Below are 19,426 nucleotides of genomic sequence, written 5' to 3'. Positions count from 1 at the left end.
AAAAGGGTCCGTAGCCTGCGCACGCGCAGCCATCCACCGCGCGTGCAAACCCATCGTGATCGCCACCCGCCGCTCTCTTAGGCAGGTGCTGGCGGCTGGTGCCTCAATCGCGGATTCCTTCCCCGTCGGGGCAATCGCAAACCTGCGTACAGAAGTATCGCGCAGGACAGCCATAGCGATCGAAGTCCTCCAAGGCAGGACGTACTGCAGCCAAACCGTCCACTAGGCGCAGACGTCAAAGCTTGGAACTGCGGCCCACTTTCTCGACTTCGGTGGTCGTTTGGCCCTGCTGCAACAACCACTCCGTCAATTCTGAAGGCGCTAGAGGGTGAGCGAAAAGAAACCCCTGGGCGACTGGATAGCCCTGCATGCTTAGCATCGAACGCTGGGCCAGCGTTTCCACCCCTTCGGCAACCACGGTCAGGTGCAGACTTTGGCCAATCCCCAGGATGGCGTTGCTGAGCGCACGTGCGGATTCGTTGTGTTCCAGATCGGCCACGAAACTGCGATCCAGCTTGAGTTCGCTGACGGGCAGGCGGCGAAGGTAGCTGAGGCTCGAGTAGCCTGTCCCAAAATCATCCATGGACAGGCGCACGCCATGGGCATGCACCGCTTCAATGGTCTTCATCGTGCTGGGGTTGGTGTCCAGCAAAATGCTCTCGGTCAACTCCAGGGTCAGATCTTGGGGCAGCAGCGCATTGCGTTGCAACGTTTGCGCCACCATGTCCGGCAAGTCCAGGTCATGGAAGCTCGACGGGGAAAGATTGACCGACACCGACGGCACCCGCAAACCTTGGGCGCGCCACTGCGCCAGTTGGCGGCAAGCTTCGCCGAGTGCCCAGCGCCCGATGTCGGCAATCAATCCGCACTCCTCGGCCAAGGGGATGAAGCGCGCGGGCGAGATGAAACCCAGCGCGGGATGTGTCCACCGCGCCAAGGCCTCTACACCATACAGTTGGCCACTGGCCAGTTCAATCTGGGGCTGGTAGTGAAGGTGCAGCTCCTGGCTCTTCAGTGCATCGCGCAGCGCCGTCTCCAGGGTCCGTCGCTCTTGCGCTAACCGGTTCATTTCATCACTGAAGAAGCTAAACAGCCCTCGCCCAGCGTTCTTGGCCTGGTACATCGCCATGTCAGCACGCTGCAAGAGGGTGTCCATGTCCCGTCCATCTTCGGGAAACATGGCAATCCCGATGCTTGCAGACACTGCCAGGGGTTTGCCGGCGACCACCAGCGAGTTCGCGAACTGTTCCTGCAGCCGCTCTATGGTGCTGGTCGCTTGTTCCACATCGGTCTGCGACAGCACCATAACGAACTCGTCACCCGACAAGCGCCCTGCCATGTCGCTGGGTCCCAGCGCCTGCAGCAAGCACGCAGCAACATTGCACAGCAATTCGTCCCCTGCGGGGTGACCCATTGAGTCGTTCACCGGTTTGAACCGATCCAGATCAATGAACAAAACCGCCAAAGGTTGCTTGTCACGTACAGCAAGGGTGATGGCCTGGTTTGCCTGGGCTTGCAACAGGCTGCGGTTGGGCAGGCCGGTCAGTCCATCATAAAAAGCCAGTTGTCGAATGCGGCTGCGCGCATGTTCGCGCTCCAGCGCCAGTGCGCACAAATGTACGCACACATCGGCCAGTTGCTGGTGAAACTCGGTCCAGGCTTTCGAGCAGGTTTGGCGGTAATAAAAGGCCACCGTGCCTATCGCGCGGCCCTCACTGCTTTGAATGGGGGTTGACCAGCAGGCACGAAAGCCCAAGGGCAGCGCCAGGTGCTTGTAATCGGTCCACAGGGGGTCATTCGCAATATCCTCTACGAAGACAGCTTGGTTGCGCCAGGCTGCGGTGCCGCAGGAACCCGCCTGGGGGCCGATGGACAAGCCATCCAGCAATTGCGAATAAGACGCCGGCAGAGACGCACCTGCCAGCGGATGCAGCATCCCGAACGCATCGACTTCCAGGATAGAGGCCGTGATTTCAGGGGCAATCCGCTCCACCTCTTTGCAAATGGTCTCCAGCACATCGCTCAGAGGGCGTTCACGCGCCATGGCCTCCAGCCCTCGGTATTGCAATGCCTCATGCATTTTCGCGCGGGTGATGTCGGTGAGCATGGAAACCGTGAACAGCAGCTGTCCAGCATCATCCAGGATGGGGTTGCTGACAACTTTGACCCAGTAACGGCGCCCGGTCTTGGTCACCACAATTTCCTCGCGCTCGACGGGAAGGCCCCCGCGCAGTTGAGAGCGGTAAGTTTGCACAAAACCATCGTGCAGCTTGGGCGACAGCAGCGCGATGGGGTCCTGTCCCAGGATCTCTTCCGCATGCCAGCCAAACAAGCGGCTGAATCCGCCATTCACATGAACGATCCGCGAGCTGGCATCACTCATGATGACGGCCGTGTCGGTCGCATCGGCAATCAAGGAAAGGCGCTGCAGATGCGCCTTCTGTGCCTGCTCTTGCGTGCGTCGTGCGGTGATGTCGGTGGCAATCTTGAGGATTTCCACCACCTGGCCTTGCGCATCCAACACGGGGGAATAGGTGGCCTCCATCCAGCAACTGCGGCCGTCACTGCGCACACGTTCCACCACACCCGAATATGCGGTGCCTGCACAGAGTTGCGCCCAAATGTCATGGTATCTGCTCGTCGCCAGCAGCGCCGGTGTGCAGAGACTGCTGTGCAAACGTCCTTGGGCCTCTTCATATGTCATGCCCATCATGCGCAGGTAATTGGCATTCGCGTGGCACAAGGCTCCATCCACTCGGAATGACGCAATCGCCATGACCCGGTCCAGCGCATCAAAGTAGGACAATCGCTCCGTCCTTGGTGGCTGGTTATGGCGACTTCCCTCATTCATGCTGTTTCCTTTGGGACTGCCATGGTGGACATCCCTGGTATGTGTGCCGGCCCCACGCTTCCATGTGATCGACAGCCGTATCGCAGCTGCTGACTTAGAAAGACACCCAATCTTTTTGGGCGTCATCGCTGGAAGCAGCGAGGCTTTGTGACGGACTGGCACCGGGCGACTTCTGGTCTGCAGGTTTTTTGGCTGTCAAGGCGGCGGTACGTTGGGGCGCAACCAATGGCGCGTTATCAGGCTCTGGTGTGGGCTTTTCGTGGTCTGCAATCTTGAAGACCGCCACGGCAGCCACCAACGACTGGGCCTGGTTGCGCAAGCTGCTTGCCGCGGCGGACATTTCTTCGACCAGTGCGGCATTTTGCTGCGTTGTCTGGTCCATCTGCGTCACGGCCTCCCCAATTTGTGCCATCCCTGTGCTTTGCTCCTGGTTGGCGGCACTGATTTCGCCCACGATGTCTGTGACCCGGCCAATCGCAGCGACCACCTCGGACATGGTCTGCCCCGCACGGTCAGCCAGTACCGAGCCCTGTTCCACCCGTGCCACACTGGTGGTGATCAGCTGTTTGATTTCCTTGGCCGCCTCGGCGCTGCGCTGTGCCAGTGCCCGGACTTCAGCCGCTACCACGGCAAAGCCGCGTCCCTGCTCCCCTGCCCGCGCAGCTTCAACGGCGGCATTCAGAGCGAGGATGTTGGTTTGAAATGCGATGCCATCGATCACACTGATGATGTCGGAAATCCGGTGGCTGCTTTCATCGATGCTCTTCATGGTTTGGACCACTTCGGAGACAACGCTGCCTCCTTGAACCGCAACGGTCGACGCATTGATCGCCATTTGGTTGGCCTGGCGCGCGTTGTCGGCGTTCTGTTTTACGGTCGCTGCCAGTTGTTCCATGGATGCGGCGGTTTCCTCCAACGCACTGGCCTGCTCTTCGGTGCGTCCGGACAGATCACCGTTGCCCATGGCAATTTGCGCACTGGCCGCAGCTACGCCATGGGCATTGGACCTGACTGCCGAAACGGTGCTGACCAAGCTGTGCTGCATGCGCTCTAACGCGCGCAACAGCTGCCCCATCTCGTCGTGAGATTGCACCAGAATCTTCGCGCTCAGGTCGCCGCCAGCCACGCGTTCTGCCACCGTGACCGCCTGTGCAATGGGTCGTGTGATGGAACGGATGCTGCCAACCGCCAAGAAGATGGCCAGCACTACCGCCACGGCCACAGAAACGGAGACATTGCGTATCAAATCCCGGGCTGCCGTTTCTGCTTGCTCGCTGGCCGTAGCAACGCGTTGGTTTTGGTAGGCCAGCAATTCACGCACCGATGCTTGGTATTCGCGCTGCGCAGGACGCAGCTGATTTTCCAGTGCGGCCATGGCTTCATCACGCCGGTTGTCATTCATCAGGCCCAAGTACTGGTCGCCCAGCGCCAAGTATTTGGAACGTTGTTGCATTACTTGGGCCAGCATGGTCTTGGCCTGCTCGGTTTGAATCAGTCCTGGCAAACGGTCCAGGGCTGTGGCTATGTCGGCACGGGCTGTCTTAATTCTTTCGCGCGCGGATGCTTGAATGGTTTCCGAATTGAAGAGCCCGATGTTGCGAAACTGAATCGCCTGTTCGTTGGTGCCATCCAGAACGATACCCAAGGCCTGATTGATGGGCATCTGCCTTTGCGTCACCTGATTGAGGGCCTCGCTTTGTGTCGAAGACCCCAGCAGAGCCACCCCACCCAGTACAGCCATCAGCAAAACCAGCAAGGCAAATGAAACAGCAAGCCGAGTGGAAATCTTGAAGTGATTCATTGCTTCATCCCTTTACGACGTGTCATTGAATGGGCTGGCTCAAATGACCTTTGGAGTATCAACTTTTAGTAACAAATGACCGTTTTTTATATCCGTAGATACCTGAGGCCACTGCGGCAATATCTGTCAAGGCAGTGTATGGGGCGGCAGTTTGTATCTTGGTGCAGTGAAGTGCGGTGGCGTTTTTTCACAACGCAGCGCCCTGTACAGGATTTCGCATAGAAAAACCGTGCAGCATGGCCGGGGTTGACCATGATTCGCCCAGATACGGTCATGAGACGGTCTGGCAGTTCGTCGGCATTGTGGGTGATTGCAGAACTAAGCAGTTTGTAGGGCACTACTGCCCGGTTTGAATGCCGAATTGCATGATGACTGCGCGTGGCCCCCATCAGGAAGGGGTCCGCTTGTTGCTCCGCAAATCAGATCAGCTGCCCAGCCGGGCATCGCGCATTTGCCGGCAGCTTCTGGAATACCCAAGGACCGCACATCCCGTATCACGCCATCATGGCGCGATTGCGCCCGGAGGCCTTCGCCGCATACAAGGCCCGATCCGCGCGGGCCAGTAAATCCTCCAGGGAGGCGTCCCCAGGCCGCCACTCCGAGACACCAATGCTCACCGTCGTGCTCGGCAACTGGGCGTCGGCTGCAGCCTGGATATTCACGAGGCTGTTCGCAATCTGGGTGGCTTGTTCGGCGTTTTTATCAGGCATCAGCACCACGAACTCTTCCCCTCCGAGGCGTCCCAGAACGTCTTCTCGGCGCAGGCTGGTTTCGATACGGCGACAGAAAGCCTGCAGTACCTGATCCCCGATCTGATGACCAAATTGGTCATTGAGCGATTTGAAATGATCCAAATCGAGCATCATCAAGGCAAACGAGCGTGCATGCCGCTGGCTGCGCTGAAAGCAGGCATGGGCCGCGCTGACAACGGCCCGTCGGCTGTGAACGCCTGTCAGGGCATCCGTCATCGCCAGCTTTTCGAATTCACCGCGAATGCTTTCCGCAGCCAACAACTGGAAGCCGATGTTCATCATCACGATGCCAAACACATAGCTGCTGATGTACAGCATTTGCAGCAAGGTGGTATCCAGCATGCCCTGCCCGGTTTGCGGCAACGCAACCGCATGCAGCCAACGGACGCCAAAGATCAGCGTCGAGAAAGCCACCCAAAAACCGGTGAAGTAAATGCCGAGCGCGCGCGATTCACGCTGGACATGCCGGCGGCGGATTTCACGCACAAACACCTGCGTGTGCATCAGCCCGGTGGCAAACACAAATCCGGCCACGCTGATGTAGCGGCCGCGCAAGCTATCGAGCCCGTAGGTGTAGTACAGCTGCACACACCAGGCCACAACAAATAAAGCCAGCCACGGTTTGAGATGGCAGGTTTGCCCCCAGTGCTTGGCACTGCCCAGCATGAAAAAGCTGAACGCCAGCATCACCGCGGTATTTTCGACCGTGAATGTGAGCCAAACGGGCGCAATATCCCGCAGGAGAATCAGCACCCCGGCCATCGCGGCCATCAGCGAGCCTGCTGCCCAATACTGGATACCCGGGATGCGCCGGCTCGTCGCGGGCATCAACAAAAGCACACAGCCCATCAAGCCCGTCAATAAACTGGCGATCAACAGGAAAGTCTTGGGATTGTAAATGGGCATCGCGGACTGGAAACGCGGCTACGGCAGCGGAATTGCGGATTGTATAGACGGCAGTCTGTTCAACACGCACCGCAATGTGCAGGTCGATGCAATCCTGCTTGAGGCTGAGAGTGACCCCCGTTGCCTGGTTATCTCTTGCGCGCCACCAATCGTCGTGGTTAGCGGATTTCCACCCTTCAGGCGGACATCACCACGGGCCCACCTTTGTGCAAGGCCCGCTGGTAGGCAGGTCGTGCCTGCATGCGCTGGCGGTAGGCCAGCAGATGCGGCCAGGCTTGCGCATCCCCTCCCCGTGCCAGCGCGGCCTCGACCGCAAAGCTCATCTGGAAATCCGCCATTGTCATGTGCTCGCCAGCAAACCAGTGGTGCTGGGCCAAGTGACTGTCCATGAAAGCCAACGCGGTCTGCACATTCGGCATGACCAGCTTGTGCTGCACCTTGCCACACAGGGCCCGTGCAATCGATCGCACAAAAAAGGGCATGGGCTGGCGTGGAATGGTGTCGAAGACCAGCTTCATCACCAACCAGTTCATCAGAGAGCCCTCGGCGTAGTGCATCCAGAAGCGGCACTGCCGGTGTTCTGGAGTGCCACGCGCTGGCTCCAAATGCTGCAGATCACCATGGGCCTGCGCGCCATAGGTTTCGACCAGGTATTCGATGATCGCGCCGGATTCCGCGACCACGGTGTCCCCGTCGGTGATCACCGGCGATTTGCCCAGGGGGTGTACCTGCTTGAGCTCGGCCGGCGCCAGGCGCGTTACGGAGTCGCGCTGGTACAAACGCAGGTCATAAGGCAGCTCAAGCTCTTCCAGCAACCACAAAATGCGCTGCGAACGCGAAGTCTCCAGGTGGTGCAACGTCAATCCCATGTATGTCTCCCTCAGGCTTAGGCTTGTGCCTGCGGGGCCGCACCCGCGCGGCGCAGGCCCCGCATCAGCACGCCCAGCACAGGCAGTTTTTCGTACAGTTCCTCGGCAGTATCCCAGTAATCGCGGTGCTCCTGCACCAGCCCCTGCGCGTCGAAGCGCAGCAAGCTGCCGCCACGGATGCACTGCGGTTGGCCTGCGCGCCAGCGGCGCAGGCGAAAGTGGAACTCCCACGCCAGAAAGGCCTGCCGGCCCTGCACCAGTTGCTCGGTCACGGCAAAGCGTGGCGCCTCCAGCGTGGCGAACATGTGGGCAAACACCTGGCGAATGCTGTCGATCCCATGCACATCGTTGAACGGGTCTTTGAAATGCGCCTGGGCGGCGTAGCACAGGTGCAGGCTGTCCAGGTGCTGCGGCGTCAGTTGTTCGTACAGCTGCACCAAGCGCGCCACGGCAGCCAGCGTTTCTGCTGAAGCACCAGCCGCGCCAACGGAAGGCGAAGACAACGGGGGGGAAATATCAGATGTCATCCGTTCACAGTCCTGTCAGGCGGTGCACCAGGGCAAAGTACCAGCGATACGGCAGCAGCCGCAGCAGCTGCAGCCAGACCGTGAAACGCCGCGGGAAATGGGTGGCGAACGCGCCGCGCGCCCAACCGCGCAGCATGGCATCGGCCGCCTGCTGCGGGGTCAACAGGGCCGGCATTCGGAATTCATTTTGTGCGGTCAACGGGGTGTCCACAAAGCCCGGGTTGATCACACTGACGCCCACGCCCTGGGGGCGCAGATCCAAAAACAGCGTCTCCGCCAGATTGATCAAGGCCGCCTTGGTCGGGCCATAGGCCAGGCTCTGTGGTAGTCCGCGCAGGCCCGCCACACTGGCCACCAGGCTCAGATGGGGGGAGCGGCCCTCATGGGCCGCGCGCAGCAAGGCCGGCACCACGGCCGCCAGCACGTGCAGGGCACCGGTCAGATTGACCTGCTGGTGGCGCAGCAGCTCGTCCAGGTCCAGCGCGTCGGCACGCATCGGCTGGTAGTGTCCGGCGCAGTAGCACACAAAGTCCAGCGGCCCGGCGGCCAGCACCTCACGGGCCGCAGCAGCCACTGCCTGGCGTTCGGTCACATCCAGTGCCAGGGCTTGACTGCCCGGGTGCTGCTGCGCAAACGCCTGCAAAGCCGCCTGCTGGCGGGCGGAGACGATCACGCGAGCACCACGCGCATGCAAGGCCTCGGCCACTGCGCGGCCAATGCCGGATGAGGCGCCGATGATCCAGACCCGCCGGCCTTGCCAGTCGGTGATGGGCAGATTGAGTGGCATGGCCCCGCTCCTCAGGGTTTGCTGAAGGACAGCAGCACTTCGCCCAGGCGGACGCCGAACTTGCTCATGGTGGCGCGATTGAGCATGACGCGGTCGTCCATCAGAAACATCCAGTCGTCGAACTGCACCTCGTACACGCTGCCATCCACGGGCAGGCGCAGGGTATAGTTCCAGCGGAAAGCGTTGCCCGCGGTCTGCCCCGTGGCTTCGCCCACCACGTCGTCGGCGCGGCCGGTGTAGCGCCCATCGGCGTGCTTGACCAGGCGCCAGACACGCCGCTGGGTGCTGCCGTCCGAGTAGGTGAAATGCTCGTCAAGCACCCCCTGATTGCCCTCCCAGTGGCAATCCATGACCACCGTAAAGCGCCGGGCGACCTGCCCATCGCGCTTCTGGAAGATGCCATGTGCCAATACCCGGCCGTTGAAATAGCGGTCCAGCTCCAGCACCGGTTGTTCCCGGGCATAGTCCTGGGGCTGGGGGCCGGCACAGCCGGCCAGCCAGGCGGCACCACCCAGTGCCGCCAGCAACATGGTGCGACGTCGGTTCATGACAAACTCCTTGGGGTCCATGCCGGATGGGGGTCCCGGCGAATCAGCAGCACATACAGCAGCAGTGCGGCCAGCAGCTTGAGGGCACACGGCACCAGGGCATAGGCCCACGCCAGATGCTGCAAGGCCTGGGCGTCCTGGCTGCCGGGGGCGTAACCCAGCCATTGCAACAGCGGCAGCGCGGCGCCTGCCGCCAGCGCCAGGTTCAGTTTCGTGGCCAGGTTCCACCAGCCCAGATAGGCGCCGTCACGCTGTCCCTGGGCGCCCAGGCCGGCAATCAGGCGCGCCAGCAAGGCCCCGGGCAGTGCCAGGTCGGCCCCCAAGGCCACCCCCGTCAGCGCGCAGATGACGGCAAAGGCCTGGACCTGGCCACTGCCCAGGCCGGCGGTCCAGGCAAAACAGACCACGGCCAGCAGCATGCCCAGCCACCAGCTCCGGGCCAACCCCCAGCGCTGCACGGCACGCAGCCACAGTGGCATGGAAGCTGCCCCGCAGATGAAATACAGCACCAGGAACGCGGCCGTGGCGGTTTCGCTGGCCTGCAACCGGTCCTGGGCAAAGAACAGCATCAGCGCGGCCGGAATGGCGCTGGCAATGCCGTTGCACATGAACACCGCCAGCAGCCGCCGGAATGCGGGCTGGGCCAGCGGCTCCCACAAAGGCAGAGCGGCCGTCGGTGGCTGGTGCACCGGCCGGGGCGCGCGCCACCAGGTCAGCCAGCCTAGCAACAAGGCCCCGCCCAGCACCGCCAGCATGGCGGTCGGCCCCCATACCACCGACAAGGCCGAGGCCGCAATCACCCCGGCCAGCCCCAGGCCTTCGCGCCAGGCGACGATGCGCCCGCGCAGCAAGTCATCCCCCCCCAGGCGCACTCCCCAGGCCTGGTGCGCAATCACCAGCAGGCTGTGGGCCATGCAGGTGACCAGCAAACCACCCACCAGCCAGGCCCCCAGGGCCCCCTGTCCGTCGACGGCAGGGAAAAACAGTCCTGCCATGCCCAGCCATTGCACCGTGGCCGCCACCGCCCCCGCCAGCAAGACGGCGCGGGCGCTGCGAGCGAACAAGGCATCGCTTGCGCGGCCCAGCCAGGGCTCAACCACCGCGTCCACCAGACGCACCGCCATCAGCAAGACACCCACCGTGGCTAGCGGCAAGCCAAAGCTGCGCGCGTAATGGTGGGGCAGCACCACATACAGCGGCAGTGCCGCAAAGGCCAGCGGCAACCCCAACAGGCCATAGGAGAGCCCGGCCCGCCAGGGCAGCGCGTGGACGGTGGGCAAGCTGGTCATGGGGCGCTTTCTGCCACTGCAGCCAGCAAGGCGCTGCGCAGCCGGGGCTCCGACGTCTGTGGCGACAGCCAGATGCCAAAGAAATGCTGCGCCAAATCGGCATCGCTGAGCTGGCCCAACAGCTGCCCGCCCCGCCACAAGCGCATGCCCTGGCCCGGCAGGTACAGCCCCGTCAGGCGGTCACCCGGCTGCACATCGGGCAGCCATTGCGCCAGTGCAGCCGTCCAGCGCGCCGCCTGTTGTGTGTCCAATGTGCGCTGGCGCCCTATTTCCTGGACCGAGCGCTCGGCAATCGCCTGGGCGCTGAACGCCCGGTGGTAGGTGAGTTCCAGCGCCAACGGGAAAGCCCCAAAGGTCTGGGCGTCAAAGCCCGGGCCCACCCACAGCCGCGCGCCATAGATGCGCAGGCCCAGAAAGCGCATCTGCCCCTGGCCTGCAAGCCGGGGCTGGCCCACGGCCTGGGCCACGGGATCGGGCAGCTCGGCATGGGCCGGCGCCCCGCCCAGTGCGCCCAGCAACCCCGCGCAGGCCACGAGGTGACGCAGGATCTTCAGGTTGGTCATTTTGAATAAAAAGTGACGTTGAAGCATATGGCACCTGCGCTGTCAGCTATGAATTTTTCAATCCTTGACCAGGGTGAACTGCACCACATCGATGTTGCGCACGCTGAAGGCCGCCTCGCAATAGGCCAGGTAGAACTCCCAGGTGTGCAGGAAGCGCGTGTCAAAGCCCTGCATCAGCACCTGGCCACGCTGCTGCACAAACTGGTGGTGCCAGCGGCGCAGGGTCTCGGCGTAGTCCTGGCCGAACGCGAATTCCTGCTCCACACGCAGCCCGGCGCGCTGGGCTTCGGCGCGCACGCGCTCGGTGCTGGGCAGGCAGCCCCCGGGAAAGATGTACTGCTGGATGAAATCCGTGCCCTGGACATAACGGTCAAACAGGGCGTCATCAATGACGATGGCCTGGATACAGGCCTTGCCACCCGGCTTGAGCAGGCGCTGCACATGCGCAAAGTAGGTCGGCCAGTATTCGCGCCCCACGGCTTCCAGCATTTCGATGGAGCAAATGGCGTCGTAAGGGCCGTCCTGGATGTCGCGGTAGTCCTGCAGGCGCAGGTCCACCTGCCCCGCCACCCCGGCGGTCGCCATGCGCTGTTGGCCATAGGCCAGTTGCTCGGTCGACAGGGTGACGCCTACCACCTGGGCGCCATGGTCGACCGCGGCCATTTCGGCCAGCGCGCCCCAGCCACAACCGATCTCCAGCACGCGCTGGCCAGGCTGTACCCCGGCGCTGTCCAGCGCCCGGCGGACCTTGGCGTGCTGCGCCTGGGTCAGGTCGCCCTGTCGGTCCCCCTGGAACCAGGCCGAGGAGTAATTCATGCTGGGGTCCAGCCACAACTGGTAGAAGCTGTTGCCCAGGTCGTAGTGGGCATGGATGTTCTTGCGGCTGTTGGCCTTGGTGTTGCGGCGCAGCAGGTGGCGCAGCCGGTAGGCCAGGCGCCCCCACCAAGAGCCGTAGACCAGCGAGGCCAGCGCTTCGCGGTTGGCCAGCAGCAGCCGGAACAGGTCGGCCAGGTGCGGCGTGCTCCAGTCTTCGGCGATGTAGCTTTCCGCCAGGCCGATGTCGCCGGAGCGCAGCACGGCGGCAAACACGTTCCAGTTGCGCAGCCGGATGCTGGCCGCGGGCAGGCCGCCAGGGCCACAGTGCAGTTGGCGGCCATCGGGCAACTCCAGCAACAGGCTGCCATGGCGCATGCGTTGCAGCAGATGCAAGCCGGTGCGTGCCACGGCGGGCATGTCGGTGGGCAGGGACACGGCGGTGGAAGTGGGGGCAGTGGGATGCATGGTGTTTAACGGTGCAAGGTGGAACGGGTGACCGGCTGCAACGGAGGCGGCGGCTTGCGGTAGAACGGCACGCGCTTGAGCCACAGGCGCAGCGCGTGCCAATGGATGCGGGCCGTGACGGCCAGCGTCATGCAGGGATAGCGCCACAGGGCGTGGCGGCGGGCGGCGGCGGTCAGCGGCTGCAGGCGCCCGCCCACGCCGGTCAGCACCAGGGGGCCCTGGGCATCGTCGTAGTCCACACGCACGGACACCGCGTCCAGGCCCTCGACCCCGCGGCGCTGGAATTCGAAGCGGTAGCCGCCCTCCACCGGACAGAAGGGCGAGACGTGGAACACCTTGCTGGCCTGCAGCTCGCAGCCATAGGCGGGGTGGTCCAGCACATAGGCGTGGCGCTCTCCAAAGGTGTTGTTGACCTCGGCCACGATGGCGCGCAGGCTGCCATCACAGCGGTGGCAATACCAGAAGCTCACGGGCTTGAAGCTGTAGCCCAGCACACGCGGATAGCACTGCAGCCAGATCTCGCCATCGGCATCGCCCACCCCCTCGGCCTGCAGCACCGTCTCCAGCCACGCCAGCGCACCGCCCTGCGCGGGACTGCGCCCATCGCCATGGTCACTGTCCCTGAAGCCCAGCAGACCTGGCCGGTTCCAGGCCAGCACGCCGGCGGCATCGGGCTGGCGCTGCAGCGTGCGTATGGGTAGCATCAGGAAGAAGGTGGGGTAGACAAAACGGTGGCGGCGCGGCCGCAGCCGGGTATGCCGCACATGGCCAAAGCCGATCAGGGGCACCGCCCCCGTGGCAGGCGCTGGGGCGGGGCTCATGCGGCCTCCGCAGGTTGGCGCAGGCTGGCCAGCACGCCGGCAGCGGCCGCGTAGCCGGACCGCAGGCCATCCTCGTGGAAGCCATAGCCCGTCCAGGCGCCGCAAAACCAGGTGAGCTGCTGCCCTTGCAGCGCTGGCACCTGCGCCTGGGCACGGAGGGCGGCCAGATCGAACACCGGGTGGGCATAGTCGATCTCTGCCAGCACCTGGTCGGGGGCAATGCTGCGCACCGGGTTCAGCGACACCAGCACGGGCTGTGCAAAAGGCAGCGGCTGCAGCCGGTTGAGCCAGTAGTGCAAACACACCCGGGCCGATTCCTGCGTGGCCGAGGGCGCGCGTTCATAGTTCCAGGCCGCCCAGGCCGCGCGGCGCTGGGGCATCATCGACACATCGGTGTGCAGCACGGCCCGGTTCGACTGGTAGCCAATCGCCCCCAGCACGGCCTGCTCCTGCGCCGAAGGCTGGGCCAGCAGGCGCAGGGCCTGGTCGCTGTGCACAGCCAGCACCACGGCATCGAAACGCTGCACCTGCCCGTGCGTGTACACGCGCACCCCGGCCGCATCACGCTCGATGCGCTGCACCGGCGTCTGCAAACGGGCGTCCGGCAATTGCTGCACGATGCGCTGCACATACTCGCGCGAGCCACCCGCCACAGTCCACCACTGCGGGCGGTCGTTCACCTGGATCAGGCCGTGGTTGTGGCAAAAACGGATCATGGTGGCCACCGGGAAACGCAGCATCTGGTCGGTGGGGCAGCTCCAGATACAGCCCAGCATGGGCAGGAAGTACCAGTCGCGAAAGCTCGCATCAAAGCCGTGCTGCTGCAGGAAGTCGGACAACGGCTGGGCCAGCGCGCCCTCCTCGTTCGCCTGCGCAATCGCCGTGCACAAACGGTTGAAACGCAGCACCTCGCGCAGCATGCGCCAGAATTTTGGGCGCAGCAGGTTGCTGCGTTGGACAAACACGGTCGCCAGGTTGGCGCCATTCCACTCCAGCCCCTGCCCGCCCAAGCCAGCCCCAGGCACCTGCACGGAAAACGACATGTCCGAGCGTGCAGCAGGCACCCCCAACTCGTGCAGCAAGGCAATCAGACCAGGGTAGGTCCGCTCGTTGAAGACCAGAAAACCGGTGTCGACCCCGTGCCTGACCAGCTGCCCCTGTGCATTTGGCAATTCAACATCCAGCGTGTTCGAATGCCCGCCAAAATACGGGCCGGCCTCGTACAAGGTCACCTGGGCCTGTGCACGCAGGCGGTGTGCCGCGGCCAAGCCTGAAATTCCTGAACCGATGACTGCAACCTTCATGGCAAAAGCTCCGGGCACAGCCCTCGGGGGACGTTTGTGCGGTGGGGTGACGGAGGCCGGATGCGGTGGAAAGGAAGACCGCACATCCGGGAATAGTTTGATTAGACAAAATTCTATTTGTCTTAGACAATTAATGAAAATTCTCACTTTGTCCACCATGGTTTTGTCCATGTGCTTGACTGCTCACCTTTTGTCTGCTGCAGCGGCGCTGAACCTGCGGGAGCCCTCATGAATGCCTTTGCTTCGGACAGCCCGTCCACACCCGGATTGCCGATTGCGGCGGTTGAACGCGAGACGGGACTGTCCAAAGACACGCTGCGTGTCTGGGAAAAACGCTATGGTTTCCCACAACCACTGCGCGACAGTGCTGGAGATCGCCTCTACCCCTCTGACCAGGTTGAGCAACTGGTACTGATCAGTCGACTGCTGGCGTCCGGAATGCGTCCCAGCAAGGTCGTGGGCCTGGACCTCTCAGCGCTGCAAGCGCTGCTGGTCCCTGGAACGCCTGCGATGCCAGCCACGGTCATGCCGGCGCGGCCACCCCAAGGCGCAGAGACCACGGTGCCGCTGGAAGACTGGCTGGTCGCGATTGCCGCACATGACCAGGTCAGCCTGCGCCATCAACTGGCACAGGCCCAGTTGCGCATGGGACTGGCAGCGTTCGTCACGGACTTGGTGGTGCCTCTGACGATTGCCGTGGGCGAGTCTTGGGCCCAAGGACGCTTTCAAGTATTTGAAGAGCACCTGTACACGGAAACCATCTCCGTCGTGCTGCGGCAGGCGATCGCCACCCTTCCACCACCGCCACGGTCGCATGGCCCGAAGGTGCTGCTGACCACCTTGCCGCAGGAGATGCACAGCCTGGGTTTGCTGATGGTCGAGGCGATGCTGGTCCTGGAGGGCTGCCACTGCGTGTCACTGGGCACACAGACACCCTTGACGGACGTGGTACAAGCCGCCCTGGCGCATCGCGTCGATGTCGTGGGCTTGAGCTTTACCAACAACCAGCCAGGGGCAGTGGTCAAAGCCTCGCTGCGCGAGCTGCGCCAAAGATTGCCCCGCGACACGGCACTGTGGGTCGGGGGCAATAGCGCGGCACTGTACCAGTCCCCAATGGACGGGATTGTGGCCATGCCATCACTGCATGGCTTGCGGGATGCGCTGCAGAACTGGAGAAACGGCTCGCGGCCTCACTCAGGGTAAGCTGCTGTCCAAGTCAATGGTTGCTGCCGACTTGAACGCCTGCACCAGTTTATCTGCCAGCTGCGAGCGCAAATAAGGCTTGGGCAGCAGCAGGGCCCCTGCCCCCAGACCACCATGGTGGACCATGGCATGGCCGGTGTAGCCTGAAGCAAAAAGCACCGGCAAATCGGGCCGCAAAGTGCGCGCTTGATGCGCCAATTCGCTGCCGCTCATGCCACCGGGCATGACCACATCGGTGAACAGCAGCGCAATATCGGGCTCGCAAACCAATTGGTGCAAGGCTTGCTGGCTGTTTTCTGCCTCAATCACGGCATAACCCAGTGTTTCCAGCTGGCGCCGGCTGATTTGTCGCACCTGTGCGTCATCTTCAACCAAGAGCACCAGGCGCCCCTGTCCATCGTGGCGCACTTCATGCACGGCCGAAGCTGGCGTATAGCGGTCATTTTCCAGGCAACGCGGCAGATAAATTTTCACCGTGGTCCCTTGGTTGATTTCGCTGTAAATCGCGACATGACCGCGTGACTGCTTGACAAAGCCATACACCGTCGGAAGCCCCAGACCTGTGCCTTTACCCTGCTCCTTGGTTGTGAAAAAAGGCTCAAACACACGCGCCAGGTTTTCTTTTGAAATACCCTGCCCGGTATCGGAGACCGCCAGCATCACATACGGTCCGGCCTGCAAATCCATGTGCTGTGCAGCATAGTCTTCATCCAGGACAGTGTTGCTGGTCTCAATCAGCAAACGCCCTCCATTCGGCATGGCATCCCGGGCATTGATGGCCAGATTCAGCAAAGCCATTTCCAGCTGCCCTGGATCCACCAACGTGGGCCACAGCCCGTCACAGTAAATGGTTTCGACCCAGATTTGCTGACCCAGCGAACGACGCAGCAAAGGGCTCATGTCCTTGACCAGGGTATTGAGCTCCAGCACCTGGGGCTCCAGGGATTGTTTGCTCGCGAACGTCAGCAAGCGCTGGGTCATCTCAGCCCCGCGCTGTGCGGCAGCGGAAATCATCTGGGTCAGCGCCTGCTCTTGTGTCGAGGGCGCGAATTGCTCTGCCAAGATTTCCGCGTTGCCCAATATCACGGTCAAAAGATTGTTGAAATCGTGTGCAACGCCGCCGGTCAACTTCCCGAGCGCGTCGATGCGCTGGGCTTGCTGCAATTGTTCGGCCAAACGTTTTTGCGTTGTCACATCCCGAAAATAGACAATCACCCCCCCTTGATGCGGATATGCACTGACTTCGAAATGCTTTTTCAGTAGCGCATATTCCGCATCAAAGCGAACAGTGGCATGCTCTTTCACGCATCGCTCATATTCCAGTTGAAATTTGGAATCCCTGGCTTGCGGAAACTCATCCCAGATGCAACGCGACAGCAATTCTTCACGCTTACGTTCCAGAACCGTCTCGCATTGGCGGTTCATGTAAGTGAAAATCCAGTCGTGGTCCAGCACAAAGATGGCATCTGCCACGCTTTCCATGGTTTCGACCAAGCGGCTGGCAAGTTGTGAACCCGTTTCCTGGGCTTCCTTGAAGTCCTGGATGTCCATGGCGGTTCCATACCACTGTGCGCCTTGGGATGCATCCACCCGCACGGCACGCGCCAAATGCCAGCGCCATGTGCCATCGTGGCGCAGCACCCGGAATTCGGCGAGAAACGGTTGCACCGTCATCAGCGCATTTTTCCAGATTGCTTTGGCGTTGGGCTTGTCGTCAGGATGCACGTATTGCCACCAGCCTTCTTGGATCAATTGCCTGGCATTGCTTCCCATGTATCCGGCAGCAAACTGGTTCACGTAACTCATGCGTCCCAGAGAGTTCGTCGTCCAGACGATCATGGGCACCGACTCTGCAAGCAACTGCCACTCTTCGCGACTGCTTTCTATTTCTCTTTGTACAGCCTTGTGTTTGTCAATATCTTGTACAGCACCTTGCGCAGCTTCAATCTCCCCTTGATCGTTCCAAACAGCCTCTCCGACCAAACGCACCCAATGGGGCGTACCATCTGGATGAATCACCTGTATCTCAGTATCGAACGGGTGGCCATCGAAAACACATTTTTTAAATTTATCGCGAACATCGGCCTGATATTTTTCAGCGTACCACCCGATGATGGTGTCTATATCGGGAACCGTACCATGCGGGCGGCCCAATATTTTGAAAACCTCTGCGGACCAATACGATTCCATCTCTGGAAGCTTCACACGCCAGCCACCCAATCCACCAACAGTGCTCGCCACCTGTAACAAAGAGGCAGTATCTTCCAAGGCCACTTGGGAGACACGACGTTGACGTCGCAACCGCAAAAGAATCATGGCTGCCACAGCCGATGCAATAATAGTACCCCAACCTAATAATCGGTTGAGAAGAATATATTCATAGCCGACGTTGGGCAAAGTTCCGTTGCTATAAAAAATTCCCAATCCTGTCCCTAGCATCCCCAACGAACCGATCAACCAAATCGAAATCACTCTGTTCGCGAATAAGCCAAAAAAGGTTGCGGGCGCGTATAAAATTCCATGCGCAAACCCGAGGGGGGTCAGCATATCCCCACAAAAAACCAGCAACTGTGTCAGAGCACCGACCGCAGTCCAAAAAATAAAAATATGTTTATTGTCTAATTTTTTTTGATTATTGCTGCTCGGAAAAAATTTCGTATTAATCGATGCACCAAAATTTTCAAATGTTTTTATCATGATTCAGCATTTATTTTGAATGCCGCACGATACTCTTTCAGCCAAATATCAAATTGAGCCGCTGGCAGTGGACGTGAAATAAAATAGCCTTGCGCCAACGAGCAGCCCAGCGACTTCAAGGTATTCAGCACTTCTTCATTTTCAACGCCCTCTGCAACGCTGGTCAGACCCATGCCTTTGGCCATGCGGATGGTGGCATCGACAATCTTCAATGCATCCGCAGATGATTGCAGTTTCATGACAAAAGACTTGTCAATCTTGATTTCAGAAAGAGGCATACGCGCCAGCTGTGCCAAAGAAGAGTAGCCAGTTCCAAAATCATCCACACTGAGCCTGAAGCCTTTCAAGCGCAGTCTTGTCAGCGTGTCAAAACAATCGGCCGTTCGATCCATGGCGGTGGATTCTGTGACTTCCAATATCAGTTTTTGTGGCGCCACATCGAGGTTGAGACAGGCCGCCTCGATGCGGTCGGCCAAGTGGACATCCACCAGACAGCTGGTCGACAGGTTGATGGCAAAACTGCCATATGCAAAAAGCGGGCTGCTAACGAACCACTGCAGGGCTTGATCCAGTACGCAGGCGGTCAATGCCTGCATCAGACTATGCGACTCGGCCAGCGGGATAAATGTATCCGGGGGGATAATGCCCAACTCAGGATCATTCCAGCGCGACAACACTTCGGCGCAGACGATCCGCTGGCTGTGAATGTCCATTTTCGGTTGCAGCACGATCGATAGCTTCTTTTGTTCTATCGCAGTGGCCAGCAAGGCAACGGTTGGAGCTGTGGAAAAATGAACGGCGGGACGTTGCTTGGTTTGGTGCTGTGTGAGCAGTTCGCGCAGCGCCTGGGGCCTGAACGGTTTGGGCAGGACACCCACAATATTCAGTCCACGCTCAAACGCAGTAGCTTGGGCCGACTCCAGCACCTTCTGCCCCATGCCGCTGGTAAGAATCAAGCTGGCATTGCAGCCTGTCTGCGCCAATCGTCTCAGCACCTCAATCCCATCCATGCGGGGCATGATGAGATCCAGAGCAACGTGCGAAGGTTGCAGCATCAACAAAGCCTCGAAAAAAGGCTCTGGATCTTCAAAATGATGTACCGAAAAATCAAGACCTTTGGCAATAAAGCCAATCGTCTGAGCAACAGCCGCATCATCATCTAGGATTAATAGAGTGTTTTCAGCTTGGCTCATGGGGTGCACCAGTCTAGGCGCAAGTCAACTAGGG

Annotated in this window: 15 protein-coding genes; 1 reads left to right on the top strand and 14 read right to left on the bottom strand. The window is 60.9% G+C overall.

What is annotated here, in order from left to right:
* Nucleotides 1-235: 235 nt before the first annotated feature.
* From KAQ61_RS07100 to KAQ61_RS07045, 12 genes are all read right to left on the bottom strand, one after another.
* Entirely contained in the window at nt 236-2,851 is a 2,616-nt protein-coding gene (locus KAQ61_RS07100; protein WP_210931022.1) for a sensor domain-containing protein, read from the bottom strand.
* Nucleotides 2,852-2,945: 94 nt separating this feature from the next.
* Nucleotides 2,946-4,652, bottom strand: a complete 1,707-nt coding sequence (locus KAQ61_RS07095) for a methyl-accepting chemotaxis protein (protein ID WP_210931020.1) — start codon at nt 4,650-4,652, stop codon at nt 2,946-2,948.
* A 494-nt stretch (nt 4,653-5,146) separates the two neighbouring features.
* Nucleotides 5,147-6,310, bottom strand: a complete 1,164-nt coding sequence (locus KAQ61_RS07090; RefSeq protein ID WP_210931018.1) for a GGDEF domain-containing protein — start codon at nt 6,308-6,310, stop codon at nt 5,147-5,149.
* Nucleotides 6,311-6,486: 176 nt separating this feature from the next.
* Nucleotides 6,487-7,179: a glutathione S-transferase gene (locus KAQ61_RS07085; RefSeq protein ID WP_210931016.1), complete on the bottom strand. Its 693-nt coding sequence runs from the start codon at nt 7,177-7,179 to the stop codon at nt 6,487-6,489.
* Between the two features lie 17 nt (nt 7,180-7,196).
* Nucleotides 7,197-7,706, bottom strand: a complete 510-nt coding sequence (locus KAQ61_RS07080; protein WP_210931014.1) for a nuclear transport factor 2 family protein — start codon at nt 7,704-7,706, stop codon at nt 7,197-7,199.
* A gap of 4 nt (nt 7,707-7,710) precedes the next feature.
* Nucleotides 7,711-8,493: an SDR family NAD(P)-dependent oxidoreductase gene (locus tag KAQ61_RS07075; RefSeq protein ID WP_210931012.1), complete on the bottom strand. Its 783-nt coding sequence runs from the start codon at nt 8,491-8,493 to the stop codon at nt 7,711-7,713.
* Between the two features lie 11 nt (nt 8,494-8,504).
* Nucleotides 8,505-9,041 (bottom strand): DUF3833 domain-containing protein, encoded by a 537-nt coding sequence (locus tag KAQ61_RS07070; RefSeq protein WP_043378106.1) that lies wholly within the window; start codon nt 9,039-9,041, stop codon nt 8,505-8,507.
* On the bottom strand, nt 9,038-10,330 hold the full coding sequence (locus KAQ61_RS07065) for an MFS transporter (RefSeq protein WP_210931010.1): 1,293 nt from the start codon (nt 10,328-10,330) through the stop codon (nt 9,038-9,040). Before KAQ61_RS07065 ends, KAQ61_RS07070 begins: the two co-directional genes overlap by 4 nt.
* Nucleotides 10,327-10,893, bottom strand: a complete 567-nt coding sequence (locus KAQ61_RS07060; protein WP_210931008.1) for a chalcone isomerase family protein — start codon at nt 10,891-10,893, stop codon at nt 10,327-10,329. The genes KAQ61_RS07065 and KAQ61_RS07060 overlap by 4 nt, the downstream gene beginning before the upstream one ends.
* A gap of 57 nt (nt 10,894-10,950) precedes the next feature.
* Complete coding sequence (locus tag KAQ61_RS07055; RefSeq protein WP_210931006.1) at nt 10,951-12,174, bottom strand: SAM-dependent methyltransferase; 1,224 nt, start codon at nt 12,172-12,174, stop codon at nt 10,951-10,953.
* A 5-nt stretch (nt 12,175-12,179) separates the two neighbouring features.
* Nucleotides 12,180-12,995: a DUF1365 domain-containing protein gene (locus KAQ61_RS07050; RefSeq protein ID WP_210931004.1), complete on the bottom strand. Its 816-nt coding sequence runs from the start codon at nt 12,993-12,995 to the stop codon at nt 12,180-12,182.
* Nucleotides 12,992-14,299: an NAD(P)/FAD-dependent oxidoreductase gene (locus KAQ61_RS07045; RefSeq protein ID WP_210931002.1), complete on the bottom strand. Its 1,308-nt coding sequence runs from the start codon at nt 14,297-14,299 to the stop codon at nt 12,992-12,994. The genes KAQ61_RS07050 and KAQ61_RS07045 overlap by 4 nt, the downstream gene beginning before the upstream one ends.
* 228 nt (nt 14,300-14,527) lie before the next feature.
* Between KAQ61_RS07045 and KAQ61_RS07040 the strand changes: the two genes are divergently transcribed.
* On the top strand, nt 14,528-15,502 hold the full coding sequence (locus KAQ61_RS07040; RefSeq protein ID WP_210931000.1) for a MerR family transcriptional regulator: 975 nt from the start codon (nt 14,528-14,530) through the stop codon (nt 15,500-15,502).
* Here KAQ61_RS07040 and KAQ61_RS07035 read toward each other — a convergent pair.
* Together KAQ61_RS07035 and KAQ61_RS07030 are read right to left on the bottom strand one after the other, a co-directional pair.
* Complete coding sequence (locus KAQ61_RS07035; RefSeq protein WP_210930998.1) at nt 15,494-18,199, bottom strand: PAS domain S-box protein; 2,706 nt, start codon at nt 18,197-18,199, stop codon at nt 15,494-15,496. The genes KAQ61_RS07040 and KAQ61_RS07035 overlap by 9 nt on opposite strands.
* Complete coding sequence (locus KAQ61_RS07030) at nt 18,196-19,392, bottom strand: EAL domain-containing response regulator (RefSeq protein ID WP_210930996.1); 1,197 nt, start codon at nt 19,390-19,392, stop codon at nt 18,196-18,198. The genes KAQ61_RS07035 and KAQ61_RS07030 overlap by 4 nt, the downstream gene beginning before the upstream one ends.
* Nucleotides 19,393-19,426 lie beyond the last annotated feature (34 nt).

Origin of the sequence: Comamonas aquatica, assembly GCF_018064205.1 — a bacterium.
GTDB lineage: Bacteria > Pseudomonadota > Gammaproteobacteria > Burkholderiales > Burkholderiaceae_C > Comamonas > Comamonas aquatica.
Note: the sequence above shows the minus strand (reverse complement) of the source record. Positions and strands in the feature narration are given on the sequence as shown.

Excerpts from the sequence above, each read along its gene's own strand:
- KAQ61_RS07050 (WP_210931004.1), bottom strand. The coding sequence starts at position 12,995 with ATGAGCCCCGCCCCAGCGCCTGCCACGGGGGCGGTGCCCCTGATCGGC.
- KAQ61_RS07035 (WP_210930998.1), bottom strand. The coding sequence starts at position 18,199 with ATGATAAAAACATTTGAAAATTTTGGTGCATCGATTAATACGAAATTT.
- KAQ61_RS07075 (WP_210931012.1), bottom strand. The coding sequence starts at position 8,493 with ATGCCACTCAATCTGCCCATCACCGACTGGCAAGGCCGGCGGGTCTGG.
- KAQ61_RS07055 (WP_210931006.1), bottom strand. The coding sequence starts at position 12,174 with ATGCATCCCACTGCCCCCACTTCCACCGCCGTGTCCCTGCCCACCGAC.
- KAQ61_RS07095 (WP_210931020.1), bottom strand. The coding sequence starts at position 4,652 with ATGAATCACTTCAAGATTTCCACTCGGCTTGCTGTTTCATTTGCCTTG.
- KAQ61_RS07100 (WP_210931022.1), bottom strand. The coding sequence starts at position 2,851 with ATGAATGAGGGAAGTCGCCATAACCAGCCACCAAGGACGGAGCGATTG.
- KAQ61_RS07085 (WP_210931016.1), bottom strand. The coding sequence starts at position 7,179 with ATGGGATTGACGTTGCACCACCTGGAGACTTCGCGTTCGCAGCGCATT.
- KAQ61_RS07030 (WP_210930996.1), bottom strand. The coding sequence starts at position 19,392 with ATGAGCCAAGCTGAAAACACTCTATTAATCCTAGATGATGATGCGGCT.
- KAQ61_RS07065 (WP_210931010.1), bottom strand. The coding sequence starts at position 10,330 with ATGACCAGCTTGCCCACCGTCCACGCGCTGCCCTGGCGGGCCGGGCTC.
- KAQ61_RS07080 (WP_210931014.1), bottom strand. The coding sequence starts at position 7,706 with ATGACATCTGATATTTCCCCCCCGTTGTCTTCGCCTTCCGTTGGCGCG.
- KAQ61_RS07040 (WP_210931000.1), top strand. The coding sequence starts at position 14,528 with ATGAATGCCTTTGCTTCGGACAGCCCGTCCACACCCGGATTGCCGATT.
- KAQ61_RS07070 (WP_043378106.1), bottom strand. The coding sequence starts at position 9,041 with ATGAACCGACGTCGCACCATGTTGCTGGCGGCACTGGGTGGTGCCGCC.
- KAQ61_RS07090 (WP_210931018.1), bottom strand. The coding sequence starts at position 6,310 with ATGCCCATTTACAATCCCAAGACTTTCCTGTTGATCGCCAGTTTATTG.
- KAQ61_RS07060 (WP_210931008.1), bottom strand. The coding sequence starts at position 10,893 with ATGACCAACCTGAAGATCCTGCGTCACCTCGTGGCCTGCGCGGGGTTG.
- KAQ61_RS07045 (WP_210931002.1), bottom strand. The coding sequence starts at position 14,299 with ATGAAGGTTGCAGTCATCGGTTCAGGAATTTCAGGCTTGGCCGCGGCA.